This is a genomic window from Curtobacterium sp. VKM Ac-2884, from assembly GCF_015350945.1.
In the GTDB taxonomy this organism is placed as follows: Bacteria; Actinomycetota; Actinomycetes; order Actinomycetales; family Microbacteriaceae; genus Curtobacterium.
This window is the reverse complement of sequence record NZ_JADKSA010000002.1, coordinates 295,923-319,707: the sequence shown is the minus strand read 5'-3', so window position 1 is coordinate 319,707 and position 23,785 is coordinate 295,923. Positions and strand designations below refer to the sequence as shown.

Genomic DNA, 23,785 nt, shown 5'->3' with positions numbered 1-23,785 from the left:
GATAGCCCCGCGGGGTCTCAGCCGTCCAGCACCGCGTCGATGCTGCGCCGCGCGACGCTCCGGAAGGCGCGTTCGTCGGACGTCGCGAGCGCGGAGGCGAGCGCGATCGCCCACCCGCGCGCGCGTCCCCAGGTGAGGTCCGGAGCGGCGACCAGCGTCCGGAACGCGTGGCGGGCCTCCCGGTCGAGCGTCAGCCAGGCGGTGGCGAGGTCGACGGCGGGGTCCCCCGAGGTCACGTCGCCGAAGTCGACGACCGCCGACAGGCGTTCGTCGCCGTCCGGCGTGCGGTCCACGAGCAGGTTGAACGGGTGCAGGTCGCCGTGCACCCAGACGGGAGGCCCGGTGTGCGTCGGCAGCGCCGCCGCGGTCCGCCAGACCGCTGCCAGCTCCACGGCCCGGGGCACGTCCTGCGTGGCGAGTCGCGTCAGGACGCCGTCGCTGCGCGTCGCCAACGGCACCGCACGGAACGGGTTCGCCGGAGCATCCGCCGGAGCCGGCACGTGCAGCAGTCGCACGAACTCCGCGAGGGCCTCGGCGACCCGGACACCCGCAGCACGCTCACCGACGGGTGCTCCCGGGAGCCACGGGACGATGCTCCACGACCAGGGGTACCCGAGCGCCGGACGGCCCACGCGCACCGGAGCCGGCACCGGGACGACGGGTGCGACGCGGACGGCGATCTCCGGCAGCCACCGCTGCTCGTGCTCGACCAGGCGTGCCGCGAGCTCCCGACGCGGCAACCGCACGGCGTACTCGTCGCCGAGTCGCACGATGACGTTGTCCCAGCCGTTCGCGACGACCACGAGCCGTCGGTCCGCCAGGTCGGGGTGCTGGGCGCGCAGCAGTGCCCGGACGAGCGGGACGTCGACGTCGACCTCTGCCGGTGGTGTGGGCACCGGCTCAGGCTAGTGGGCCGGTGGACACATGCCCGCGAACGGGGGCGGATGCGGAAACCGACCGCTGGGTATCCTCGTGAAGCGGTGACGTGGGTGTTTCCCTGGGGGGACCCGCGTCATTCCGGCGCGATGATGGCGACGAGTCGCGGGACCTCTGGCCGGAGGCGTTCGGTGACGAGCGCGGCGAGCAGCACCGTCCAGAGTTCCCGCAGGCGTTCGTACAGGTCGGTGCGGTCGGCGAGCACGTCCGACACCGTCTGCACGCCCGTGTACGCGGGGATGACGACGCGTCCGACCATGTCCGGGTCCCACCGCGGGTCCACCTCGCCGGCGTCGATCGCCTGGCGCACGGTCTGTGCGATGAGCGCCATCCAGTCGGTGTACGGGTCCTGACGGGGGACGTCGTGCGTCGCGACCTCGGTCGACAGACGGATGCCGGCGCTCACGACGACCTCGGTGACCATCTGGGTCGCCAGTCCCTGTGACATCCACATGAGGGCTTCGAGCGGCGTCCGGCTCCGGGCGACCGCGGCTTCGCCGTAGCGCCGCGAGACCTCGTGCTGCTGCGCGATCACGGCACCGGCGAGGTCGGCCTTCGACGCGAAGTGGAAGTACAGCGCGCCCTTGGTCAGCCCGATCCGCTCGGCGACCCCGTCCATCGACGCGCCGAGGTACCCGCGCTCGTCGAACTCGGCAGCCGCGGCCCCGATGATCGCCGCGCGGGTCTCGAGCGCCCGCTGCTGCCGGGTGCGTCCGTCCTGGGCCATCACCTGCCGATCGTAGTCCGCTCCGAGGCTGCGCACGGCCCGCGTCCGGGCGGGTGCCCTACGGTTGGCCGCCATGGACGGATGGCGGAACCCCGCGCGGTGGGCGCGGACCGGACGGTGGCTGCTGCTGCCGATCGCGGTGCTCGACTGGGTGGCCCTCGCGCCGCAGACCGTCGTCGTGCTCGCGTTCCTGATCGCCGTCGTCGGCCTCGCCGGGATGGCGGCCGCGCTCGTCGTCCACATGCTCGGGCGCTCCCGCGGGGTGATGGCGCTGCTCGGTGTCGTCCTGCTGCTCGGCGGGCTCGTGGTGTTCGGCCTCGACCCGTTCCCCGGCTCGTTCCCGCTGATCGACGCGTGGTGGCCCGAGTCGATCACGCAGCCGCAGGTGGTCGGCAGTGCCTACTGGCAGCTCGCCGGCCTCGGCATCGAGCTCGCGGGCTTCGGCCTGCTGGCCACGCTGCTCGTCGTCGCGCTCACCGGTGCACCGCGATCACGGCAGGACCGTTTCCGCTCCTGACGGCGGCGCAGCGGCACGTCGTTCAGCGGCGGCGCAGCAGCACGACGGTGACGTCCCGGCGGCTGTCCGCCGGCACGAGCGCGCGGATCCGCTCGACCGCCGCGGTACCGGTCGGCTCGGACCGCACCAGGTCGGCCAGGTCATCGAGGTGCCGGATGCCCTCGAGCGCCAGGACGCCCTCGGTGCACAGCACCAGCCGGTCGCCCGCCGCCAGGTCCAGCGTCGCGGGGGACCGCGGCACGGACTCCGGCTGCAGGCCGAGCGGCAGGTCGAGCGAGTGCAGCGCCCGGCTGGTGCCGTCGGCGCGGACGAGCACCGCGAGGCCGTGGCCGGCGTCCCCGAAGTCGGCGTGCCCCGACGTCGGGTCGAGCCGCAGGTGGAAGAGCGAGCCGACGGCGTCCGCAGCGGACAGGTCGGCGGTGATCTGGGCCTCCAGGTCGCCGACCGCGTCCTGCATGACGGTCTCGGTGCGCGCCACCACGGCACCGCGCACTGCCGAGGCGAGGAGACCCGACGCTCGTCCCGCTGCCGAGACGCCGCCCACGGTGACGTGCAGCACACCGTCGGTGGCGAGCCGCCAGTCGGCGACGTCCCCGCCGCCCGGCTCACGCCGGATCGCGAGGGTGTCCAGGTCGTACCCGGGGACGTCGACCGGTTCGGACACCAGGCCCTCGAGCACACGGTTGACCCGACTGCGGTCGATCGCGTGTCCGAGCTCCCGTTCGGCCCAGCGGGCGAGGTCACGGAGCAGCTCGAGGTCCTCGACCGACAGCTCGCGCGGGGTCGCGTCCATGATGCAGAGCGTGCCGACCCTGGTGCCGTCGTGCATCGTCAGCGGCGCCCCCGCGTAGAAGCGGATCCCGTGCTCCACCACCGCCGCGGTGTGCGCGAACCGGGCGTCGAGCGAGGTGTCGGGGATCACCATCGGCTCCGGACTGAGCACCGTCGTCGCGCAGAACTGCTCGCTCGCGGGCACGCTCGAGCCCTGGTGCCAGCCGAACGTCGACTGCGACGTGACGACGTCACTGTGGACGAGGTTGAGGAAGGTCAGCGGCACGCCGAACGCCTCGTGGGTCATGCGGGTGATGCGGTCGAAACGCTCCTCGGGGCCTGCCCCCAAGACCTCGAGCGCCTCGATCACCGCGGTGCGTCGGTCCGCACCGTCGAGAGGGTTGGTCACACGCCCTGTCTACCCGGTCCGTCCGTCAGGAACCAGTCCCGCGGGTGGGGGTCGGCACTGAGCGTGCGCCGCTCGGACACCGGAGCGGCCCACGCCGCCGCGTTCGACAGCACGCGCTGGATGTCCGGGTGGTGGTAGACGGGGTACTCCTGGTCGCCGGGGGAGAAGTAGAAGACCTTCCCTAGACCGCGGCGGTAGGCGACCCCGGACCGGAAGACCTCGCCGCCGGCGAAGGTCGACAGGAAGACCTCTTCGTCGGGGCGCGGGATGTCGAAGTACTCGCCGTACATCTCCTGGCGCTCGATCACGATCGGGTGCGGCACCCCGGCGGCGATCGGGTGCTCCGGCGCGACCGTCCAGACGAGTTCGCGCTCGCCGTCGTTGCGCCACTTCAGCGAGCAGGTGGTGCCCATCAGGCGCTTGAACGGCTTCGAGTAGTGCCCGGAGTGCAGCACCACCAGGCCCATGCCGGCGTGCACCGCGTCGACGACCAGGTCCACCACGGCGTCGCTGACCTCGTCGTGGGCGGCGTGGCCCCACCAGAACAGGACGTCGGTCGTGGCCAGGCGCTCGGCGGTGATGCCGTGGTCGGGCTCCTGCAGCGTGGCGGTGCTCACGGTGGCGTCGGGGTGGTGCTCGCGGAGCGATGCCGCGATCACGGTGTGCATACCGTCGGGGTAGTGCCCGATGACCGTCGCGTCACCGCGGGTCTCGTGCACGTTCTCGTTCCAGACGACGATGTTCAGGGGACGGTTCTCGGTCGGCACTGACATGGCTCCAACGCTAGCCTCCCCGGGCGTCGAATCGATACGACCACCGGAGTGTCGGGGGTTTCCCGGGACGCGTCCGCGACGATGTGGGCATGACTCCCCGCTCCCTGTTCCGTGCCGCCGCGGTCGCCGAACTCGTGACCTGGACCATGCTCATCGCTGGGATGGTGCTCAAGTACGGCCTGGACGCCGGCGACTGGGGCGTCCGGATCGGCGGCGGGGTGCACGGCTTCGTGTTCCTGGCCTACCTGGTGGTCACGACCGTCGTCGCGGTCAACCAGCGGTGGTCGTTCGGGGCGCTCGTGCTCGGCTGGGCCAGCGCCGTCGTGCCCTACGCCACGGTCCCGTTCGAGGTCGCGGTCGCCCGCCGAGGCATGCTCGAGGGCCCGTGGCGCCGCTCACCCGACGCGCGCTCGGGTTTCTGGGACCGTCTGCTGTTCTTCGTGGTGCGTCGCCCCGCGGTCGCGGTCGTCATCGGGGTCGTGGCGGTCGCTCTGGTGTTCGTGGTGCTGCTGGCGGCGGGGCCGCCCGTCCCGCGCTCCTGAGTCTCGTTCCGGCTCCGGCGTCGCGGGGTCTGGGCGTCGCGAGTTCGTGCCGCCGCGAGGTTCCACGACATGCCGCTCAGGTTCGCCGAGGTTCCGGAGACGGCCCGTTCGCGGGCCGAGATGCCGAGATTTCGGAACCTCACGGGACGCGAGAGAGAGGGCGGGCGCGGGCGACGGACGGGAGGCCCGGTGCCAGCTGGCACCGGGCCTCCCGTCCGTCAGGTGCCTTCGTCTAGAGCGCGGCGAGCGTCGCGTTCAGCGTGGCGGACGGGCGCATGACCGCGCTCGTCTTGGCGTCGTCCGGGCGGTAGTAGCCGCCGATGTCGGCCGGGTGGCCCTGCACGCCGTTCAGCTCCTCGACGATCTGCTGCTCCTGCGCGTCGAGCTTGCCGGCGATCTCGGCGAACGACGCGGCGAGCTCGGTGTCTGTCGTCTGCGCCGCGAGCTCTTCCGCCCAGTACTTGGCCAGGTAGAAGTGGCTGCCGCGGTTGTCGATCGAGCCGAGCTTGCGGCCCGGGGACTTGTCCTGCTCGAGGAAGGTCCCGGTGGCACGGTCGAGCGTCTCACCGAGGATCTTCGCCCGCTCGTTGCCCGTCACGCCGGCGAGGTGCTCGAGGCTGACCGCCAGGGCCAGGAACTCACCGAGGCTGTCCCAGCGCAGGTAGTTCTGCTGCACGAGCTGCTGGACGTGCTTCGGGGCGGAGCCGCCGGCACCGGTCTCGAACAGTCCACCGCCGCCGAGCAGCGGGACGACGGAGAGCATCTTCGCCGAGGTGCCGAGCTCCATGATCGGGAACAGGTCGGTCAGGTAGTCGCGCAGGACGTTGCCCGTGACGGAGATGGTGTCCTCGCCGCGGCGGATGCGCTCGAGCGAGAAGCGCATGGCGTCCTCCGGCGAGAGGATCTCGATCTGCAGGCCCTCGGTGTCGAGCTCGCCCAGGTACTGGCGGACCAGACCGATCAGGTTCGCGTCGTGCGCACGGGTCTCGTCGAGCCAGAACACGGCCGGGGTCTCCGAGGCGCGGGCACGGGTGACGGCGAGCTTGACCCAGTCGCGGATGGCGACGTCCTTGGTCTGGCAGGCGCGCCAGATGTCACCGGGCTCGACGTCGTGCTCGATGACGACGTCGCCGGCGGCGTTCGTCACACGGACGACGCCCGCACCGGGGACCTCGAAGGTCTTGTCGTGCGAGCCGTACTCCTCGGCCTTCAGCGCCATGAGCCCGACGTTCGGGACCGAACCCATCGTCGCCGGGTCGAAGGCACCGTTGACGCGGCAGTCGTCGATCACGGTCTGGTAGATGCCGGCGTAGCTCGAGTCCGGGATCACGGCGAGGGTGTCGTGCTCGTCGCCGTCCGGGCCCCACATGTGGCCGGAGGTGCGGATCATCGCGGGCATCGAGGCGTCCACGATGACGTCGCTCGGGACGTGCAGGTTGGTGATGCCCTTGTCCGAGTCGACCATCGCGAGCTCGGGGCCCGCGGCGATGCCGTCGGTGAAGGCCTGCTTGATCTCCGCGCCGTTCGGCAGGGCGTCGAGCCCCGCGAGGATCGAGCCGAGACCGTCGTTCGGGGTGAGACCGGCGGCGGCCAGGTCGGCACCGAAGCGCTCGAACACCGACGGGAAGAACGCCTTGATGACGTGGCCGAAGATGATCGGGTCGGAGACCTTCATCATCGTCGCCTTGAGGTGCACGGAGAACAGGATGTCCTCGGCCGCGGCGCGCTGGATCTGGTCCTGCAGGAAGGCCTCGAGCGCTGCGACGTGCAGCACGGTGCCGTCGACGACCTCGCCCTGCACGACCGGGATCGACTGCTTGAGGACCTGGGTCTCACCGCCCTCGCCGACGAACGTGATCGTCAGGACGTCGTCGGCGGGGGCGATCCAGGACTTCTCGTTCGAGCGGAAGTCGTCGACGCCCATCGTGACGACGTTCGTCTTCGAGTCGCCGCTCCACGCACCCATGCGGTGCGGGTGCTTCCGGGCGTAGTTCTTGACGGACAGGGGAGCGCGGCGGTCGGAGTTGCCCTCGCGCAGCACGGGGTTGACGGCGCTGCCCTGGACGCGGCCGTAGCGGGCGCGGGTGTCGCGCTCCTCGTCCGTCTTCGGCTCGTCGGGGTAGTCGGGCAGGTCGTAGCCCTGCGACTGCAGCTCCTTGATCGCGACCTTGAGCTGCGGGATCGACGCCGAGATGTTCGGCAGCTTGATGATGTTCGCCTCGGGGGTCTTCGCGAGCTCGCCGAGCTCGGCCAGGGCATCGTCCACGCGCTGCTCGTCGGTGAGCCGCTCCGGGAACTGGGCGATGATCCGGCCGGCGAGCGAGATGTCGCGGGTCTCGACGTCGACACCAGCGGTGCCGGCGAAGGCCTGGATGACCGGGAGGAAGGAGTGGGTGGCGAGGAACGGCGCCTCGTCCGTGAGGGTGTAGATGATCTTGGCCATGCTGGCGGGTACTCCCTTGTTCGACCGTCGGTACGTCCACGCTACTCGTGGTGCGGGATGTCTCGACATCAAGATACATGGTCCGGCCTGCGTCCGGCAGGGACACGGCAGACGTCCTGGAGGCGCACTGTCAGCTCATAGGAACGCTCGGTGGACTGGTCTTCCGCAGTTCCAGAGCCGCAGGAGGGCGATCATGGCGACGACACGTGCGACACCGGAGGACTTCGGGTGGACCGCGGAGGACCTCCGCTCGGCCTACGCCTCGGACGGCAGCGGTCCGTACCGGTACGCGCCGGACGGCTCCGGGCCGTTCTCGTACGACGACGACGGATCCGGTCCGTGGCTCGTCGGGCCGGAACCCCGCCGCGGACTGGCCCGGTTCGCCCCACGCGACCGCGGTGGACGCTCCCGACTCCGCCGCATCGGCACAGCGGTGAGCGCCGGGGCCCTGGCGCTCGTGCTCGCCGTCGGCAGCGTCGCGGTCGTCGCCCACACCGCCCCGCCGCACCCCTCGGTCCAGGCGGGAACAGTCCACAGCGCCGGACCCGACGGGACCTGATCGCGCGCACGGTGCCACGCTGGACCGGTGACCGAACTCCTCGTCGTGGGCGTCATCGCCCTGATCGCCATCGCCGGTGCCGCCGTGCTCGGGCCACGCATCGGGGTCGCGGCACCGCTCGTGCTCGTCGTCGTCGGGATCATCGCGAGCCTGCTGCCGTTCATCCCGGACGCGGAGGTCGAGCCGGAGTGGATCCTCGCCGGGGTCCTGCCGCCGCTGTTGTACTCGTCGGCGGTGTCGATGCCGTCGATGAACTTCCGGCGCGAGTTCGGCGCCATCAGTGGCCTGTCGGTCCTGCTCGTCATCGCGTCGAGCCTGGTGCTCGGCCTGTTCTTCGCCTGGGTGGTGCCGGACCTCGGGTTCTGGTGGGGCATCGCCCTCGGTGCGATCGTCAGTCCCACCGACGCCGTCGCCACCTCGATCGTCAAGCAGACCTCGGTGTCGCGCCGGGCGATCTCGATCCTCGACGGCGAATCGCTGCTCAACGACGCCACCGCGCTGGTGCTCCTGCGCACGGCCATCTTCACCGCTGGTGCATCGTTCTCGTTCTGGGGTGCGCTCGGCGACTTCGCCAAGGCCGTCGCCATCGCCGTGGTCATCGGCTGGTTCGTCGGTTGGTTGAACGTGTTCGTCCGCGCCCGGGTGCCGAACGCCGCGGTGAACACGGCACTGTCCTTCGCGGTGCCGTTCGTCGCCGCCCTGCCGACCGAGCACTTCGGTGGGTCCGGGCTCGTGGCCGCGGTCGTCGCCGGACTGTTCACCGGGATCGTCGGGCCGCGCAAGCTCCCGCCGGGGCACCGCCTGTCGGACGCGCAGAACTGGCAGACCATCGAGCTCGTGCTCGAGGGCGCGGTGTTCCTGACGATGGGGCTCGAACTCGCGAGGATCCTCGGCGACGTGCAGCGGGAGCACGCGGGCATCGGTCCGGCGCTGCTCATCGCGGTCGGCGCCCTCGTGCTCACCGTGCTGGTACGGGCCGCGTACGTCGTCCCGCTGCTGTTCGCGCTGTCGGCGGCCGCCAAGCGCGGCGAGCGGATGCAGGAACGCTTCGCCGAGATGCACGCCGGCGACCGCGACGCGATGAGCGAGGTGATCCGCGAGCACCGGCCGGGCAACCGAGCGCCCTCGGAGCGGGAACTCGACCGGTTCACGACGCGCGTCCGCCGCACCCTGGCGGACATCGCGTACTACACGAAGGCGCCACTGGGCTGGCGCGAGGGCACCGCCGTGGTCTGGGCCGGCATGCGCGGGGCGGTGACCGTCGCCGCCGCGCAGACCCTGCCCGAGGGGACGCCGCAACGATCGCTCCTGGTGTTCATCGCATTCGCGGTGGCCCTGCTCTCGCTCGTGGTCCAGGGCGGCACGATCGGCCCGCTGCTCCGACGGATCGCCGCTCCCGCGCCCGACACATCGGCGCGGGACACCGAGGAGCGCAAGCGGCTGCTCGAGCTCATGCGGACGGCGGCCGAGGACGTCCCCGGGACCCGCGAGGCCGGCCCTCGGGCACGCGAAGAACTCGAGGCAGCCGACCCGGCCGAGCTCCGGGCGTGGATGGGACGCGAGAAGGCGCGACGACTCGCGGTGCTCGAGGCGCAGCGTGCGGCGATCCTCGACGCCCGCGACGACGGTTCCTTCGACGCCGAGGTGCTCGAGTCGATGCTGCAGAACCTCGACGCCGAGCAGATCGCCCTCGAGCTCCGCGGGGCGCCTGCCCGCTGACGACGGCCAGCCGATCAGGCCCGGTCTGGCCGATCAGGTACTGATCGACACCCGGAACACCCGGACGCCGGCGGCCCGGAGTGCTGCGAGCCCGAGCCGCATGCGCATGCTGCGGAACGGCCGCTCGAACCCCGACGGCGCCGATGCGGCGTCGATCTGGTGGAGCACCTCGGACGTCAGGGTGCGCTCGACCTTCGGCGCCAACCGTGTCAGTCCCGAGACCGTCACCACGATCCGGACGGCGTGCGGAACGAGCAGCGGATCGATGAGCTCAGCGGCCGCCTGCGCACGGTGGAACGCGGGGTCGTCACCGGGGCGCCGGATCGCGATGACCGCGAGTTCGGCGTCCCAGGTCTCCTCGGGGTCCGGCAGGTCGTCGACACCGATGACCCGCATGCGTGCGGCGTCGATGCCCGCGCGCACCGCGGCGGCGCGGAGCACGGGCAGGAGTTCCTGGGTGCCGGCGAGCACGACGTCGGCGGTGCCAAGGTCGACCTGCGCGGGCCGCTCTCGCGGCGATCGGGCCATGGTGCGGGTCCTTCCGTCGCTTTCCCACGACGCTACCGATGTCGGACGGCCGGGGGACGTCGGGGCCCCCGGTGATCAGGTGCCTCCCAGCCCCGCGGTAACGAAAAGATCACGGTGGGGCCTGTACAAAGCGACAGAGTCGTGCAGAATGGTGGGCGGCCATGACGACTGCACCCGAACTCGACCAGCACCCGGAGACCCCGGTGGTGCACCTGTCCCGTCGCGCTGCCCTCGAGGCCGAGCGCGCTGCAGCCCGGAAGCCCCAGCGCCGAGCGGACAAGCCGGAGAAGCCGGAGAAGCCCGCCAAGGTCGCGAAGCCCGCCAAGGTCGCGAAGCCGGCCAAGGCCGCGAGCGTGGCGAAGCCGGCGAAGCCCGTCGGCCGCCGCGCCACCGCAGCCCGCGCGACGACCGAGCACGTCGACACCCGCATCACGCGCGTGGTCCGCCGCCCCGCTGCCACCGTGACGAGCGTCGCGACGGCCCCACGGCCCTCCCGGTCCGGTCGTGCCGGACGGATCACCCTGACCAGCGCGGCCGCTGCGATCGCGATGTTCGCCGCCTCGGCGATGCCCGCCCACGCCAGCGCCGGAACCTCGATGGCGACCTCGACCATCGCACCGATCGTGCGCACCCAGGACTACGCGGTCACCCAGGCGGTCACCGCGACCGGGCTCGACCGCGACGGGTTCACCGTCGGCGGCGGCACGACGCGCAAGGTCGTCACCACCGGCGGCACGGCCGACACGAGCGGCATCGCCGGCGAAGCCGTCTCGTACGGCGGCGCGGTCCGCTCGCCGTTCCCCGGCCCCGTGCAGATGAGCTCGGGCTTCGGCTACCGCTCGGCACCGTGCGGCGCGTGCTCCTCGCTGCACCAGGGCCTCGACTTCACACCCGGCATGGGCACGGCCATCGGTGCCGTCGCCGCGGGCACCGTCCGGATCTCGGGCACGTACTTCTCGTACGGCAACGCCGTGATCATCGACCACGAGATCGACGGCCGCCAGGTGTCGACGCTCTACGGGCACATGATCCCCGGGTCGTCGCCGCTCAAGGTCGGCGACCAGGTCGAGGCCGGCGAGTTCATCGGGCTCGTCGGGTCCTCCGGCGTCTCGACCGGCGCGCACCTGCACCTCGAGGTCCTGATGGACGGCGTGACCCCGATCGACCCCGAGGCGTGGCTCGAAGCCCGCATCGGCCGCTCGCTGACGACGTAGCCCCCGACACCACCCACCCCGCACGCACCCCGGACGCACAGCAGACGTCGAGCGCTGGTGGGGTGACGTCCCAGCCGCCCTGTGCAGACTCACAGGCATGGACGATCACCACAGACCGCCCGCCCGTCGTCGATCCGAGGAAGCTGCCCGCTGATGGGCGCCGACACCTGGATCGCCTTCGGGCTCGTCATCCTCTTCGTGCTCGTCGGCGGGGTCTTCGCCGCCGCCGAGATCGCACTCGTCTCGCTCCGTGAGTCGCAGCTGCAGCAACTCGAACGCCGGGGCTCTCGTGGCCTGCGGGTCGCCGAACTCGGGCGTGATCCGAACCGGTTCCTCGCGGCCGTGCAGATCGGTGTGACCGTCGCCGGGTTCTTCTCCGCCGCGTACGGCGCCTCGTCGATCGCGCCGGACGTCGCACCCCTGCTCACCGGGCTCGGACTCGGCCAGGGGGCCGCCGAGACGGTGGCCCTCGTGCTGATGACCCTCGTCATCGCCTACCTGTCGCTCGTGTTCGGTGAACTCGTGCCGAAGCGACTCGCCCTGCAGCGGGCCGAGGGCTTCTCGATGCTCGTCGCGCCGACCCTCGACCGCTTCGCGACCCTGATGCGCCCGGTGATCTGGGTGCTGTCGGCCTCGACGAACCTGGTCGTCCGCGCACTCGGTGGCGACCCGAACGCCCGCAGCGAGTCGATGAGCACCGAGGAGCTCCGCGGCCTCGTCGACGAGCACACCGGCGTCGACGAGCAGGGCCGCCGGATCGCCCGGAGTGCGCTGGACGCCGGTGACCGGATCCTGCGCGAGTCGATGCGCCCCTGGTACGACGTGTCCACGATCGACGCCGCGCTGACCATCGCCGAGGCCACCGACCACGCGATCGAGGTCGGGCACACCCGGTACCTCGTGACCTCCGGCGGACGCGACGAGGTCGACGGCTTCGTGCACCTCCGCGACCTGCTCCGTCCGAGCGACCCGTCCGCGCCGGTGTCGACCCTGGTGCGCCCGGTGCTCGCACTGCCGGAGACGAAGTCGCTGTCGAGCGCGATCGCGGACATGCGGACCGACGGGCACCAGATCGCCCTGGTCGTGGACGAGTACGGCGGCAGCGCGGGCATGGTCACGCTCGAGGCGCTGCTCGAGGACCTCGTCGGCCGCATCCGCGATGAGTACGACGAACCCACCGCCGAGCACGACGGCGTCGACGGGTCCACGGTGCTCGAGGACCTCGTCGCCGACGGCGGCCCGGCGCTGCCCGACGGCGACTACGAGACCGTCGGCGGCCTCGTCCAGGTCCACCTGGACCGCGTGCCGGAGGTCGGCGACGTCGTCGCCGCCGGCGGGCACCGCCTCGAAGTGACCGCCATGGACGGTCACCGGGTGGCCCGCGTGCGGATCACGGCCGACGTCACGCTCTGAACTCCGCGCAGCTGACCTGGAGGCCCGTGGCGGCGCCGCCACGGGCCTCCCGTCCGCCCGGCGGGTACCGCCAGTGCCTGCCGGACGGACAGCGCCGCCACGTACGCTCTCCCCATGGGTATCGACGTGCGCAACGAGATCCGCGACTTCCTGTCCTCCCGGCGAGCGCGGCTCACCCCCGAGCAGGTCGGCATGCCGTCGTTCGGCGGCGGGGTCCGACGCGTCCCCGGGCTGCGGCGGCACGAGGTCGCGATGCTCGCCGGCGTGAGCGTCGACTACTACACGCGCCTCGAGCGTGGATCGCTCAAGGGCGTCTCGGACAGCGTGCTCGAGGGCCTCGCGAGCGCCCTGCAGCTCGACGAGGACGAGCGCGTCCACCTGTGGGACCTCACGCGACTGGCGAACTCCGGCGTCAAGACGATGCACCGCACCGTCCCCACCCGGGTCCGCCCCGGCGTCCAGCGCCTGCTCGACGCCATCACCGGCGCGCCGGCCTGGGTGCGGAACGAACGCGGTGACGTGGTCGCGACGAACGAACTCGGTCGCGCGCTGTACTCGCCGATGTTCGCTGGCCCGGGGCGCCCCGTGAACACCGCACGCTTCACGTTCCTCGACCCCGCGGCCCGAGACTTCTTCCCGGACTGGGCGCAGACCGCGAAGGACGCCGTCGCCGTGCTCCGGGCAGCCGCGGTGTCGAACCCGTGCGAGCCCGGACTCATCACCCTGGTCGGCGAGCTCTCCACGCGCAGCGAGGAGTTCCGCGGTTGGTGGGCCGCGCACGACGTCCGACTGCAGCGCGCCGGCGGGAAGCGCATCGACCACCCGATCGTCGGCGAGCTCCGGTTGTCGTACGAGGCGCTCGACCTGGTCGCCGACCCCGGCCTGACGTTGTTCACGTACTCGGCCGAGCCGGGCAGCGAGTCCGAGCGGTCGCTGGCCCTGCTCGGCACCTGGGCCGCGACGGAACGGTCCGAGCAGTACGCGGCCCTGCGCGCGGCGGAGCCCGAGTCCGAGTCGGTCGACTGAACCACTGGTCGGCCCGGTGCACGGTTCGTAGGCTGGGGACGTGAGGACGACGGACGGATCAGCGGGGGACGCGGACTACGCCCGCATCGGGCAGGACTACCGGCAGTACCGCCGTCCCGAACCGACGTTCGCCCGCGCGATCGTGAAGGCCCTCGGCGACGCCCGCACGGTCCTCAACGTGGGAGCCGGTGCCGGATCCTACGAGCCGACCGATCGCGACGTCACGGCCGTCGAACCCTCGGCGTCGATGCGCGCCCAGCGACCGGACACCCTGTCGACGGCGATCGACGCCACCGCCGAGGACCTGCCCTTCGACGACGACACGTTCGACGCCGCGATGACGACGTTCTCGGTGCACCAGTGGGGCGACCTCGAGCTCGGGCTGGCCGAGCTGCGCCGGGTGACCCGGGGCCCGATCGTGATCCTGACGTGCGACCCGGCCCGCATCGAGGACTTCTGGCTCGCCGAGTACGCACCCGAGGTGATGGCGACCGAGGCCCGGCGCTACCCGGCGCTCGACCGCATCACCGCCGCACTGGGCGACGACACCGTCACGAGCACCCCGCTGCCGATCCCGTTCACCTGCGTCGACGGCTTCTCCGAGGCGTACTACGCCCGGCCGGAGCGCCTGCTCGACCCGGGCGCCCGGAAGGCGAACTCGGCGTGGAGCTTCGTCGACGAGCTCACCGCACGGCGATCGGTGGCCGCCCTCCGTACCGCGCTCGACTCCGGCGAGTGGGACCGGCGGCACGGGGCGCTGCGGATCCGGCCGACCTACGAGGGCGCCCTCGTCCTGGTGACGGCCGTCCCCGCCGCTTGACACGTCGACGTAGGCTGGTCGGGTGAGCTTCCAGGAGGTGGTCGGCGCCCGTGACGCCGGCATCAGGGCGTGAGGCCCCCGGTCGTGCCCGCAGGCACGGCCGCCCTCGTCGAACCCTGACCTCCTCCCGCCCGGTGCGGTGTGCGTCCGCACGCCCCGGGCCCGCTCGAAAGCGATGCACCATGCTCCCCATCACGGAGAAGACCCTCCGCACGTCCTTCGTCAACGCCTCCCGCAAGGAGACGACCGACATCACGCTGCCCGCCGACTTCGAGACGATCGACTGGGACGCCCTCGACTTCCTGGGCTGGCGCGACCCGAAGATCGGTCGGCGTGCGTACGCCGTCGTGCCGACGCTCGAGGGAACGCTCGTCGGCATCGTGTTCCGGCAGGCCGAGGCCTCGTCGCGCTCGCGGGCCCAGTGCTCGTGGTGCCAGGACGTCAAGCTGCCGAACGACGTCGTGTTCTACAGCGCGAAGCGGTCCGGCAAGGCGGGACGGAACGGCGACACCGTCGGCACGCTCGTCTGCCAGGACTTCCAGTGCTCGCGGAACGTCCGGAAGCTGCCGCCGCCCGCCTACGAGGGCTACGACGTCGAGGCCGCGCGCCTGCGGCGCATCGAGGACCTGCAGCTGCGCGCAGCGTCCTTCGCCACGGAGGTCTGAGCCGCCGGCGTCTCGCGTCCGCAACGCGACGGACGACGGACGGGAGGCGCGGGGTGGGGCCGCCACGGGCCTCCCGTCCGGCAGACGCGACCGTTTCAGGGCCGCGGGTCGCGTTGCGGGGGAAATCCTCCGGTAACGCGGGTGAAACGGACGTTCCATAGCCTCGGCACATGGACCTCGGCGACCTCGACGACGCGACCGCCTCCGACGCCGCCGCGGTGATCCGGAGATGGGCCGACGTGCCCGCGTGGGTCGACGCCCTGGTGGCCGCGCGCCCGTTCGGCACGGTGTCGGCGCTGCTCGACCGAGCGCGAGTCGAGTCGGCGTCGTGGGGTGCGCCGGAGCTCGACCACGCCCTGGCGCAGCACCCGCGGATCGGGGAGCGGACGACCGATGCCTCATCGGCCCGCGAACAGTCGTCGATGCGCAGCGCCGCCGACGCGGTGGCCGGCCGGATCGCCGACGGCAACGCCGCGTACGAACAGCGGTTCGGGCGGGTGTTCCTGGTGCGGGCCGCCGGTCGGACCCCCGAGGAGCTGCTGGCCGAGCTCGACCGGCGCCTCGCGGGTGACCCGGTGGTCGAGACGCGCGAGGCCGCCGCTGCCCTGTCCGACATCGCCCTGCACCGCATCCGTGCGACCTTCGCCGTGCCGCACCTGACCACGCACGTGCTCGACGCCACCACCGGCACCCCGGCGGTCGGCGTCGGCCTGACCCTCAGCACCGTCGACGGTGACGTCGTCGCGACCGGCTCGACCGACGCCGACGGCCGCGCCGCGCTCGGCCCCGACGTGCTCGAGCGCATCGACCACGTGCTGCGCTTCGACACCGGCCCGTACTTCGCCGCCGCCGGGGTGCCGACCTTCCACCCGTTCGTGACCGTGGCGTTCCGCGTCACGGGCACCGAGCACCTGCACGTCCCGCTGCTGTTGAGCCCCTTCGCCTACAGCACCTACCGAGGGAGTTGACCGCCATGTCGGAGACCACCGTCCACCTGGGGCCGAACAAGTACGGCAAGGCCGAGAACCGCCTGGTGCGGGTGACCCGGCACGGCGACCGGCACGAGCTCGCCGACCTGACCGTGACGTCGCAGCTCATCGGCGAGGCGTTCGCCGGGTCGTTCACCAGCGGCGACAACTCCCGGATCGTCGCGACGGACACCCAGAAGAACACCGTGTTCGCCCTGGCGAAGGAGCACGGCGTCGGCGCCCCGGAGGACTTCCTCGCGCTGCTCGCCGACCAGTTCACGAGCGAGTTCGACTGGGTCGAGGGCGGGCTCTGGCAGGCCGAGGTGCACCCGTGGGAACGCATCACGGTCGACGGGCAACCGCACGACCACTCGTTCCGCCGCACCGGCACCGGGACCCGTCTGGCGACGGTGCACGTCGAGGGCGGCGAGCGCCACGTCACCGGCGGTGTGAAGGACCTGGTCGTCCTGAAGTCGACCGGGTCCGAGTTCCACGGGTTCCCGCGGTCGCGGTTCACGACCCTGCCGGAGACGACGGACCGCATCATGGCGACCGAGGTCACGGCGCGGTGGCGGTACCTGCCGTCCGCCGTCGCAGCGGGGATCGACTACGACGCCCTGTACGAGGAGGTCGTCGCCGTGATGCTCGAGCAGTTCGCCACCGTGCACTCGCTCGCTCTGCAGCAGACGCTGTGGGAGATGGGGCGGGCGGCGATCGAACTGCGGCCCGAGCTCGCCGAGGTGCGGTTCGCGATGCCGAACAAGCACCACTTCGTCGTGGACCTGTCGCCGTTCGACCTGACGAACGAGAACGAGGTGTTCATCGCGGCCGACCGTCCCTACGGGCTGATCGAGGGGACGGTCGTCCGCGACGGCGTGGCCGAGGAGCCCCGTGCGTGGGAGCACCTGCCCGCCTTCGTCTAGGCCGAGGGCTCCTCGCGCGGCAGCGCGATCGGCGCCGTCGACCGCACCCCGTCGTACGAACCGACCGCCGGGTCCTCGCCGTACCGCTCGGCCACGGCGCGCGAGCCGAGCAGCAGGTTGAGCAGGATCGCCGCGACGGCGCCGGCCGAGATCCCCGAGTCGAAGACCAGCGTGAACCACGTCGGGAACTGCCCGTAGATCTCCGGGGCGACGGTCGGCAGCAGCGCGATGCCGAGCGGCAGCGCCACGACGAGCACGTTCCGGTTGTCGAACCGCACCTTCGACAGCGTCCTGATGCCCGACGCCGCGACCATGCCGAACAGGGCGACACCGGCACCGCCGAGCACCGCGTGCGGGATCGCCTCGACCACCGCGGCCACCTTCGGCACCAGACCGAGCACCACGAGGATGCCGCCGGCCGCCGTCGCCACGTACCGGGAGCGCACGCCGGTCAGTGCGACGAGCCCGACGTTCTGCGCGAACGCCGTGTACGGGAACGTGTTGAACACCCCGCCGACGACGGTGCCGAGTCCGTCCGCGCGCAGGCCGTCGGCGAGCGTGCGCTTCGACACGGGACGCCCGGTGACCTCGCCGACCGCGATCATGTCGCCGGTGGTCTCGGTCATGATCACGAGCCCGACGACGAGCATCGACACGATCGAGGCGAGGTCGAACGTCGGCAGCCCGAAGTGGAACGGCGTGACGAAGGCGAACCAGCCCGCGTCGCCGATGCCCGACCCGTCGACCATGCCGGGGACGAACAGCGCCACGACGGTGCCGAGCAGCAGCCCGAACAGCACCGACACCCGGGCGAGCCCCTGCGGCGCGAACCGTTCGACCAGGACGATCGCGAGCAGCACCCCAGCGGCGAACGCGACGTCGAGCGGGTCGGCAGCACCGTCCTTCCCGCCGTCGGTGACCCAGCCGGCGGCGACGCTCATGAGCGACAGGCCGATGATGAGGATGACCGTGCCGGTGACGATCGGGGGGAACAAGCGGACGAGCTGCGCGAACCACGGTGCGACGACCACCATGAAGACGCCGCACGCGATCGTCGCCCCGTACACGGCGGTGATGCCGTGCTCGGTGCCGATCGCGATCATCGGGCCGACGGCGGCGAACGTGACGCCCTGCACGAGCGGCAGCCGGACCCCGAACCGCCAGAAGCCGACGGACTGCACGATCGTGGCGAGGCCCGCGACGAACAGGTCGGCGCTGATGAGGAACGCCAGGTCAGCGCTGTCGAAGCCGAGGGCGCCACCGACGATGAGCGGGACGGCGATCGCGCCCGCGTACATCGCGAGCACGTGCTGCAGGCCGAGCGGCAGGAGCCTGGCGAGCGGTGGGACGGAGTCGACACCGTCCTCGGTCGGTGTCGCGCGCGGTGTCTTCGTGGTCGTCATGGCGTCCCCTTCGAGCGGTGGTTTCCCTGTGCTCCGGACGCTATGCAGCCCGTGTTTCCCCGGGATGACGGGCGTGGGTCGCGTCGGTCACCGGACCAGCGCCCGAAACGCACGCCGAGACGGCCGGGAGGTCCGTGGCGGATCCGCCACGGGCCTCCCGGCCGTCATCCGGTTGCGTCAGCGACCGATGGTCGACATGTCGGGGTAGCGGTCGCCGGTCGGGACCGGGAGCGCCGACAGGCGCGTGACCTGGTCCGCGGTGAGGGTCAGGTCGGCGGCGCCGACGTTCTCCTCGAGGCGCGACACACGCTTCGTGCCCGGGATCGGCACGACGTCGTCGCCCTGGGCGAGCAGCCAGGCGAGGGAGACCTGAGCCGGGGTCGCGTCGGCCTCGGTCGCGATCGCCTTGACGGCGTCGACGATGCGCATGTTCTGCGCGAACGCCTCTTCCTGGAAGCGCGGGTTCGCCAGGCGGAAGTCGTCGGAGTCCAGGTCGGACGGCTTCGTGATCGCACCGGTCAGGAACCCGCGGCCGAGCGGCGAGTACGGCACCAGGCCGATGCCGAGCTCGCGCAGGGTGTCGAGCACCGCACCCTCGGGGTCGCGCGTCCACAGCGAGTACTCGCTCTGCAGGGCGGTGATCGGGTGGACCGCGTGGGCCTTCCGGATCGTCTCGGGTCCGGCCTCGGACAGGCCGATGTGCCGGATCTTGCCCTCCTGCACGAAGCCCGCAAGCTGCCCGATGACGTCCTCGATCGGGACGGCCGGGTCGACGCGGTGCTGGTAGTACAGGTCGATGTGGTCGGTGCCGAGGCGCCGCAGGGACCCCTCGAGGGCCTCGCGCACGGACTCCGGTGCGGAGCTGATGCCGCGGCCGGTGGCGGGCGTCTCCTCACCGGCGGTGTGGGTGATGAGGCCGAACTTCGTCGCGATCACGACGTCGTCGCGGCGGTCGGCGAGGGCCCGGCGGAGCAGGTCCTCGTTCGTGTAGGGGCCGTACGCCTCGGCCGTGTCGAACAGGGTGACGCCGAGGTCGATCGCACGGTGGATGGTGCGGATCGACTCCGCGTCGTCGGTGCCGGCGCCCGTGTAGAAGGCGCTCATGCCCATGGTGCCGAGGCCGACGGGTCCGACCTCGAGGTCTGCGAGCTTGCGTGTCTGCATGGTGCAGGTCTACTCCGGGTGCGCCGCTCGGAGGAAGGCACTGCCTGTGCCGGTCAGACACGGGCACCGTTCGTGTGGATCCTCCAAGGTCCACGCGGGGCAGCGCGGCCTTCTGGTGTGATCGGGGCGTGAACCTGTACTTCCGGCTGTTCCTGTTGCGCCTGCGTGTCCGGCTCCGCCCGACGACCGGTGGACGGCGGCCGTCGCTCTGGGACGAGGCACGCACACCGTTCCGCGTGACCCTGACCGACCTCGACCCGCTGCGGCACGTGAACAACGGGAAGTACCTGTCGATGCTCGACCTCGGGCGGCTCGACCTGATGGTGCGGTCGGGGTTCTGGAGCGCGATCGCGGAGCGCGGCTGGTACCCGGTCGTCTCGGCGCAGACCATCACGTACAAGCGGTCCCTGACCCTCGGGCAGCGGTTCGAGCTCGTGACCCGGGTGCTCGGCGTCGACGACCGGGCCGTGTACCTGGAGCAGACCTTCGTCCGTCGCGGAGCCGTCGTCGCCCGTGCCGTCGTCCAGGCGCGGTTCCTGCGCCGCGCCGGCGGGACGGTCCCGATGGCGGACCTGCTCGACGCCGTCGGCGGAGCACCGGCCGACCGTGAACTGCCCGCGTGGGTGCACGGGTGGGCTGGTGCCGTTCGGATCAGCAGCGCGGCGTAGACACGGCGGCGGTACGCTCGGGGGACGGGGTGGACGCCCCGGGACGGAAGGGGAACGTCATGGTCGTCATGTGGATCGTCATCGGAGTGGTCGTGGCCATCGCCGCGCTGCTCACCGTGCTCGAGGTGCAGAACCGCCGTCGTGCGAAGCTCCTCGCCCACCTCGAACCCGTCGACCCGACCCTCGGAGCCCGATCCCTCGCCGACGCCGAAGCGGCGCACTCGATGACCGAGGGCCTCGCGAAGTCCGCACACCCCGGCATCACCGGTGCCGGCGGTGGACTCGCCGGGTCGTGACGCACCGCCCGACCAGGCGGATCCTGCTCGCCGGAGGCGTCGGACTCGGGCTCGCCGGGGTGCTGGCAGCGTGCACCCGGCCGAGCCCCGCTCCGTCGGGCTCGCCGCGACCGACCTCCAGCGGCTCCGCACAGCCGACGAGGACGCCTTCGAGCACGCCGACGCCCGGCGGCCCCGACTCGTGGGACGCCCTCGCCGCCGCCGTCTCCGGCACGGTGCTCCGGTCCGGGTCGAACGGCTGGGACAGCGCGCGCGTGCTCGAGAACCCGCGCTACGACGACGCCGACCCGCAGGGCATCCTGCGCGTCGCCGGGGCTCCGGACGTGCAGGCCGGTCTCGCGTTCGCGCGGAACACCCGTACCCCCGTCGCACTGCGAGCGGGCGGGCACTCGTACACGGGCTGGTCGGCCGGCGGCGCACCCGGGACCGACGTCCCGCGGTCGCTCGTGATCAGCACGCAGGACCTCGACGGCATCGAACTGCACGACGACGACACCGTCACGATCGGCCCGGGTGCGCAGCTCGGGGACGTCTACGCCGCGCTGGCGAAGGCCGGACGGGCGATCGGCGCTGGCTCCTGCCCGACCGTCGGCATCGGCGGGCTCACCCTCGGTGGTGGGGTCGGCGTGCTCGTCCGCTCATTCGGGCTGACCTGCGACCAGCTGACCGGCGTCACGCTCGTCACTCCGGACGGCGCCGTGCACGAGGTCTCGACGTCGAGCGAACCCGACCTGTTCTGGGCCTGCCGCGGTGGGGGCGGTGGAACCGTCGGCGTCGTGACCGCACTGACGTACCGGACGCAGGCCGCGCCTCCCGTCCTGCTCTTCAGCATCACGTTCGCGTGGTCGGCCGCCGCTGCCGTGGTGCGCGCCTGGCAGGACTGGGCGCCCACCGCCGACCCGAAGCTGTGGTCGACGCTCAAGCTGCTGAACGGCAGTCGGCACACCGCCCCGACGGTCACCGTGACCGGCGTGTGGACCGGATCGAAGACCGGCGCCGACACCTCCGTCGACGGTTTCATCGCCGCCACCGGTGCGAAGCCCCTCGCCCACACCGGGCGGGTGCTCACCTACGGCGCCGCGATGTCCGCGCTGGCGGGGAAGCCGCAGCGGGTGTCCGAGGCAGCGACGTCGTCGATCGGATCGGCGAAGCTCACCGACGTGCAGATCAACGTGCTCGTCGCCCAGGCTGCTGCAGCGGGCGACGTCGACGGCAACCTCGAGGGCGGGGTCGCGCTCGATGCCCTCGGCGGCGTCGTGGCGGACGTCGGCCGGACCGACTCGGCGTTCCCGTGGCGGTCCGCGCTCATGACCGTGCAGTACACGGCGGTCTTCGCCGACGGCGCGGACCCTGCACCGTTCGACGCGTACGTGCGGGGGTTCCGACGGGCCATGCGGCCAGCGTGGGGCGACGCGGCGTACGCGAACTACTGCGACGCGGCCATCACGGACCCGTCGGCGTACTTCGGGGACAACACCTCGCGCCTGCACCGCATCGCCGAACAGGCGGACCCGACGGGCGTGCTCGACCAGCCAAACTGGGTCTGACGCCGCACGAGTCTCGGCCCGACGCACGCGAGTCTCGGTGTGAGCGACAGTTCTCGCGGCGCGCACCGCGAGAACTGTCGCCCACGCCGAGACTCGGGCAGGAGCCGGGGGCGACCTACGATGACCGCATGGACATCGTCGACCTGGTGCTGCCGGACGTCGCTGCCTGGCGCGCCTGGCTCGACGAGCACGAGGGTGACGCCGACGGGGTGTGGCTCGTGCTCGCGAAGAAGGGCGTCACCGAGCCGACGACCCTGACCTACGACACCGCCCTCGACGAGGCACTGTGCTCGGGCTGGATCGACGGGCAGCGGCGGGGGCGGGACGACACGACCTACCGCCAGCGGTTCACACCCCGCCGGAAGGCGTCACTCTGGTCGCAGCGCAACCTCGGGCTCGTGGCGACACTGATCGCCGACGGCCGGATGCGCGAGCGAGGGCAGGCCGAGATCGACCGGGCGAAGGGCGACGGCCGGTGGGACCGCGCGTACGCCGGGCCGGCGACCGCCACCGTCCCCGAGGACCTGCAGGCCGCGCTCGACGCCTCGCCCGCGGCAGCCGTCCTGTTCGCCGAGCTCGACGCGACGAACCGGTACGCCGTGCTGCACCGGATCACGACCGCGCCGAGTGCGACCTCGCGGACGAACCGGCTCACGAAGCTCGTCGCCGGACTGGCACGCGGTGAGACGCCGCACCCGCGTCCGGACCGGTCGGAGCGCCGGGGGACACCGACTCAGGGACCGGCAACGCCTCCGGCGTAGACCGGGGACATGACCACTGGCACCGACACCACGAACCGCCCGGCCGCCGCCTCCGGCACCTTCCGCATCGGGGGCGACCTCGAGGTCCACCGCCTCGGCTACGGCACCATGCAGCTCACCGGCCCCGGAGTCTGGGGGCCGCCGAAGGACCACGACGAGGCCGTTCGCGTCCTCAAGCGCGCCGTCGAGCTCGGCGTGGACTTCTTCGACACCGCCGACTCGTACGGCCCCCACGTCGCCGAGGAGCTGCTGCACGAGGCGCTCCACCCCTACGGCGACGACGTCGTCATCGCGACGAAGGCCGGACTCACCCGGACCGGCCCGAACGAGTGGCCGCCGGTCGGCCGCCCGGAGTACCTGCGACAGGAGGCCGAGATGAGCCTCCGCCGCCTGGGCCTCGAGCGCATCGACCTGTTCCAGCTGCACCGCATCGACCCGAAGGTCCCGCTCGAGGACCAGGTCGGCGAGCTGAAGAAGCTGCAGGACGAGGGCAAGATCCGGCACATCGGCCTGTCCGAGGTGTCGGTCGACGACGTCAAGGCAGCCCAGGAGATCGCGACGATCGTCTCCGTCCAGAACCTGTACAACCTGCAGAAGCGCGACGCCGAGGAGCTCCTCGACTGGTCGACCGAGCAGGGCATCGCGTTCATCCCGTGGTTCCCGCTCGCGACCGGCGGGCTGACCGGCGAGGACTCCCCGCTCACGGAGATCGCCGAGCGGAAGGGTGCTTCCCCGGCGCAGCTCGCCCTCGCGTGGCTGCTCAAGCGCTCGCCCGTCGTGCTCCCGATCCCCGGCACCTCGAGCGTCTCGCACCTGGAGGACAACCTGCAGGGCGCGACCATCGAGCTGACCGACGGCGAGTTCGAGGAGCTGTCGAAGCTGGGTTCCTGACCCTTCGGTCGCGGACGCGACCGAACGGCGGACGGGCGGCACGGTGCCAGCTGGCACCGTGCCTCCCGTCCGTCTCCCGCGCTCTCCACCACCGCGCTTGCG

General features: G+C 72.0%; 24 protein-coding genes and 1 pseudogene. 17 read left to right on the top strand and 8 right to left on the bottom strand.

All coding sequences use genetic code 11. From position 1 onward, the window contains the following. Nucleotides 1-17 precede the first annotated feature (17 nt). Nucleotides 18-896, bottom strand: coding sequence for an aminoglycoside phosphotransferase family protein (locus tag ITJ60_RS05955; RefSeq protein WP_194647292.1), 879 nt, complete (start codon nt 894-896; stop codon nt 18-20). A gap of 116 nt (nt 897-1,012) precedes the next feature. After that, the gene (locus ITJ60_RS05950; protein WP_185040723.1) at nt 1,013-1,663 is read right to left on the bottom strand and encodes a ScbR family autoregulator-binding transcription factor; all 651 of its coding nucleotides are present in this window, start codon (nt 1,661-1,663) and stop codon (nt 1,013-1,015) included. 73 nt (nt 1,664-1,736) lie between these two features. Between ITJ60_RS05950 and ITJ60_RS05945 the strand changes: the two genes are divergently transcribed. Continuing rightward, nucleotides 1,737-2,180, top strand: coding sequence for a hypothetical protein (locus ITJ60_RS05945; RefSeq protein WP_194647291.1), 444 nt, complete (start codon nt 1,737-1,739; stop codon nt 2,178-2,180). Nucleotides 2,181-2,202: 22 nt separating this feature from the next. On the opposite strand, the gene ITJ60_RS05940 is transcribed toward ITJ60_RS05945, so the two are convergent. Together ITJ60_RS05940 and ITJ60_RS05935 are read right to left on the bottom strand one after the other, a co-directional pair. Next, nucleotides 2,203-3,360: a PP2C family protein-serine/threonine phosphatase gene (locus ITJ60_RS05940; protein ID WP_194647290.1), complete on the bottom strand. Its 1,158-nt coding sequence runs from the start codon at nt 3,358-3,360 to the stop codon at nt 2,203-2,205. Next, complete coding sequence (locus ITJ60_RS05935; RefSeq protein WP_228509874.1) at nt 3,357-4,133, bottom strand: ThuA domain-containing protein; 777 nt, start codon at nt 4,131-4,133, stop codon at nt 3,357-3,359. The genes ITJ60_RS05940 and ITJ60_RS05935 overlap by 4 nt, the downstream gene beginning before the upstream one ends. 89 nt (nt 4,134-4,222) lie before the next feature. On the opposite strand from ITJ60_RS05935, the gene ITJ60_RS05930 reads away from it, so the two are divergent. Continuing rightward, entirely contained in the window at nt 4,223-4,675 is a 453-nt protein-coding gene (locus ITJ60_RS05930; RefSeq protein WP_123339384.1) for a DUF3817 domain-containing protein, read from the top strand. Between the two features lie 232 nt (nt 4,676-4,907). Here the strand turns inward: ITJ60_RS05930 and ITJ60_RS05925 are convergent, their stop codons facing one another. Beyond that, entirely contained in the window at nt 4,908-7,118 is a 2,211-nt protein-coding gene (locus ITJ60_RS05925; RefSeq protein ID WP_194647289.1) for an NADP-dependent isocitrate dehydrogenase, read from the bottom strand. Nucleotides 7,119-7,311: 193 nt separating this feature from the next. Between ITJ60_RS05925 and ITJ60_RS05920 the strand changes: the two genes are divergently transcribed. Together ITJ60_RS05920 and ITJ60_RS05915 are read left to right on the top strand one after the other, a co-directional pair. Next, nucleotides 7,312-7,677, top strand: coding sequence for a hypothetical protein (locus tag ITJ60_RS05920; protein ID WP_194647288.1), 366 nt, complete (start codon nt 7,312-7,314; stop codon nt 7,675-7,677). Between the two features lie 27 nt (nt 7,678-7,704). Next, nucleotides 7,705-9,396, top strand: coding sequence for a cation:proton antiporter (locus ITJ60_RS05915; protein WP_194647287.1), 1,692 nt, complete (start codon nt 7,705-7,707; stop codon nt 9,394-9,396). Between the two features lie 33 nt (nt 9,397-9,429). On the opposite strand, the gene ITJ60_RS05910 is transcribed toward ITJ60_RS05915, so the two are convergent. Continuing rightward, nucleotides 9,430-9,924 carry a hypothetical protein gene (locus tag ITJ60_RS05910; RefSeq protein WP_194647286.1) on the bottom strand — a complete coding sequence of 165 codons (495 nt, stop codon included), beginning with the start codon at nt 9,922-9,924 and terminating at the stop codon, nt 9,430-9,432. 161 nt (nt 9,925-10,085) lie between these two features. On the opposite strand from ITJ60_RS05910, the gene ITJ60_RS05905 reads away from it, so the two are divergent. The 8 genes and pseudogenes from ITJ60_RS05905 to pucL all read left to right on the top strand — a co-directional run bounded on the left by ITJ60_RS05905 (nt 10,086) and on the right by pucL (nt 16,953). After that, entirely contained in the window at nt 10,086-11,138 is a 1,053-nt protein-coding gene (locus ITJ60_RS05905; RefSeq protein WP_194647285.1) for a M23 family metallopeptidase, read from the top strand. 153 nt (nt 11,139-11,291) lie between these two features. Continuing rightward, on the top strand, nt 11,292-12,551 hold the full coding sequence (locus tag ITJ60_RS05900) for a hemolysin family protein (RefSeq protein WP_194647284.1): 1,260 nt from the start codon (nt 11,292-11,294) through the stop codon (nt 12,549-12,551). Between the two features lie 114 nt (nt 12,552-12,665). Further along, entirely contained in the window at nt 12,666-13,577 is a 912-nt protein-coding gene (locus tag ITJ60_RS05895; protein ID WP_194647283.1) for a helix-turn-helix transcriptional regulator, read from the top strand. A gap of 40 nt (nt 13,578-13,617) precedes the next feature. Next, on the top strand, nt 13,618-14,397 hold the full coding sequence (locus ITJ60_RS05890; protein WP_194647282.1) for a class I SAM-dependent methyltransferase: 780 nt from the start codon (nt 13,618-13,620) through the stop codon (nt 14,395-14,397). Nucleotides 14,398-14,579: 182 nt separating this feature from the next. Continuing rightward, nucleotides 14,580-15,062, top strand: coding sequence for an FBP domain-containing protein (locus ITJ60_RS05885; protein ID WP_123293001.1), 483 nt, complete (start codon nt 14,580-14,582; stop codon nt 15,060-15,062). Between the two features lie 170 nt (nt 15,063-15,232). Further along, nucleotides 15,233-15,691 (top strand): annotated as a pseudogene (uraD, locus tag ITJ60_RS05880) (2-oxo-4-hydroxy-4-carboxy-5-ureidoimidazoline decarboxylase); the annotation flags it as partial. Nucleotides 15,692-15,709: 18 nt separating this feature from the next. Further along, on the top strand, nt 15,710-16,030 hold the full coding sequence (uraH, locus tag ITJ60_RS05875; RefSeq protein WP_194647603.1) for a hydroxyisourate hydrolase: 321 nt from the start codon (nt 15,710-15,712) through the stop codon (nt 16,028-16,030). Between the two features lie 5 nt (nt 16,031-16,035). Next, nucleotides 16,036-16,953 (top strand): factor-independent urate hydroxylase, encoded by a 918-nt coding sequence (gene pucL, locus ITJ60_RS05870; protein WP_194647281.1) that lies wholly within the window; start codon nt 16,036-16,038, stop codon nt 16,951-16,953. Here pucL and ITJ60_RS05865 read toward each other — a convergent pair. Together ITJ60_RS05865 and ITJ60_RS05860 are read right to left on the bottom strand one after the other, a co-directional pair. Then, complete coding sequence (locus ITJ60_RS05865; protein WP_228509873.1) at nt 16,950-18,356, bottom strand: nucleobase:cation symporter-2 family protein; 1,407 nt, start codon at nt 18,354-18,356, stop codon at nt 16,950-16,952. The genes pucL and ITJ60_RS05865 overlap by 4 nt on opposite strands. Nucleotides 18,357-18,533: 177 nt before the next feature. Then, nucleotides 18,534-19,520, bottom strand: coding sequence for an aldo/keto reductase (locus ITJ60_RS05860; protein ID WP_194647280.1), 987 nt, complete (start codon nt 19,518-19,520; stop codon nt 18,534-18,536). A gap of 128 nt (nt 19,521-19,648) precedes the next feature. Here ITJ60_RS05860 and ITJ60_RS05855 point away from each other — a divergent pair, with 128 nt between their 5' ends. The 5 genes from ITJ60_RS05855 (at nt 19,649) to ITJ60_RS05835 (ending at nt 23,683) form a co-directional block, all read left to right on the top strand. Beyond that, nucleotides 19,649-20,188 (top strand): acyl-CoA thioesterase, encoded by a 540-nt coding sequence (locus ITJ60_RS05855; protein WP_194647279.1) that lies wholly within the window; start codon nt 19,649-19,651, stop codon nt 20,186-20,188. A gap of 59 nt (nt 20,189-20,247) precedes the next feature. Then, on the top strand, nt 20,248-20,484 hold the full coding sequence (locus tag ITJ60_RS05850; protein ID WP_194647278.1) for a hypothetical protein: 237 nt from the start codon (nt 20,248-20,250) through the stop codon (nt 20,482-20,484). Continuing rightward, nucleotides 20,481-22,031 carry an FAD-binding oxidoreductase gene (locus ITJ60_RS05845; protein ID WP_194647277.1) on the top strand — a complete coding sequence of 517 codons (1,551 nt, stop codon included), beginning with the start codon at nt 20,481-20,483 and terminating at the stop codon, nt 22,029-22,031. The genes ITJ60_RS05850 and ITJ60_RS05845 overlap by 4 nt, the downstream gene beginning before the upstream one ends. 128 nt (nt 22,032-22,159) lie before the next feature. Next, nucleotides 22,160-22,792, top strand: coding sequence for a YdeI/OmpD-associated family protein (locus ITJ60_RS05840; protein WP_194647276.1), 633 nt, complete (start codon nt 22,160-22,162; stop codon nt 22,790-22,792). Between the two features lie 9 nt (nt 22,793-22,801). Further along, nucleotides 22,802-23,683, top strand: coding sequence for an aldo/keto reductase (locus tag ITJ60_RS05835; RefSeq protein ID WP_194647275.1), 882 nt, complete (start codon nt 22,802-22,804; stop codon nt 23,681-23,683). Nucleotides 23,684-23,785: the final 102 nt, after the last annotated feature.

Coding starts and splice junctions, on each gene's coding strand:
- ITJ60_RS05950 (WP_185040723.1), bottom strand. CDS start 1,663: ATGGCCCAGGACGGACGCACCCGGCAGCAGCGGGCGCTCGAGACCCGC.
- ITJ60_RS05945 (WP_194647291.1), top strand. CDS start 1,737: ATGGACGGATGGCGGAACCCCGCGCGGTGGGCGCGGACCGGACGGTGG.
- ITJ60_RS05935 (WP_228509874.1), bottom strand. CDS start 4,133: ATGTCAGTGCCGACCGAGAACCGTCCCCTGAACATCGTCGTCTGGAAC.
- ITJ60_RS05930 (WP_123339384.1), top strand. CDS start 4,223: ATGACTCCCCGCTCCCTGTTCCGTGCCGCCGCGGTCGCCGAACTCGTG.
- ITJ60_RS05925 (WP_194647289.1), bottom strand. CDS start 7,118: ATGGCCAAGATCATCTACACCCTCACGGACGAGGCGCCGTTCCTCGCC.
- ITJ60_RS05920 (WP_194647288.1), top strand. CDS start 7,312: ATGGCGACGACACGTGCGACACCGGAGGACTTCGGGTGGACCGCGGAG.
- ITJ60_RS05910 (WP_194647286.1), bottom strand. CDS start 9,924: ATGGCCCGATCGCCGCGAGAGCGGCCCGCGCAGGTCGACCTTGGCACC.
- ITJ60_RS05905 (WP_194647285.1), top strand. CDS start 10,086: ATGACGACTGCACCCGAACTCGACCAGCACCCGGAGACCCCGGTGGTG.
- ITJ60_RS05900 (WP_194647284.1), top strand. CDS start 11,292: ATGGGCGCCGACACCTGGATCGCCTTCGGGCTCGTCATCCTCTTCGTG.
- ITJ60_RS05895 (WP_194647283.1), top strand. CDS start 12,666: ATGGGTATCGACGTGCGCAACGAGATCCGCGACTTCCTGTCCTCCCGG.
- ITJ60_RS05885 (WP_123293001.1), top strand. CDS start 14,580: ATGCTCCCCATCACGGAGAAGACCCTCCGCACGTCCTTCGTCAACGCC.
- pucL (WP_194647281.1), top strand. CDS start 16,036: ATGTCGGAGACCACCGTCCACCTGGGGCCGAACAAGTACGGCAAGGCC.
- ITJ60_RS05865 (WP_228509873.1), bottom strand. CDS start 18,356: ATGACGACCACGAAGACACCGCGCGCGACACCGACCGAGGACGGTGTC.
- ITJ60_RS05860 (WP_194647280.1), bottom strand. CDS start 19,520: ATGCAGACACGCAAGCTCGCAGACCTCGAGGTCGGACCCGTCGGCCTC.
- ITJ60_RS05850 (WP_194647278.1), top strand. CDS start 20,248: ATGGTCGTCATGTGGATCGTCATCGGAGTGGTCGTGGCCATCGCCGCG.
- ITJ60_RS05840 (WP_194647276.1), top strand. CDS start 22,160: ATGGACATCGTCGACCTGGTGCTGCCGGACGTCGCTGCCTGGCGCGCC.
- ITJ60_RS05835 (WP_194647275.1), top strand. CDS start 22,802: ATGACCACTGGCACCGACACCACGAACCGCCCGGCCGCCGCCTCCGGC.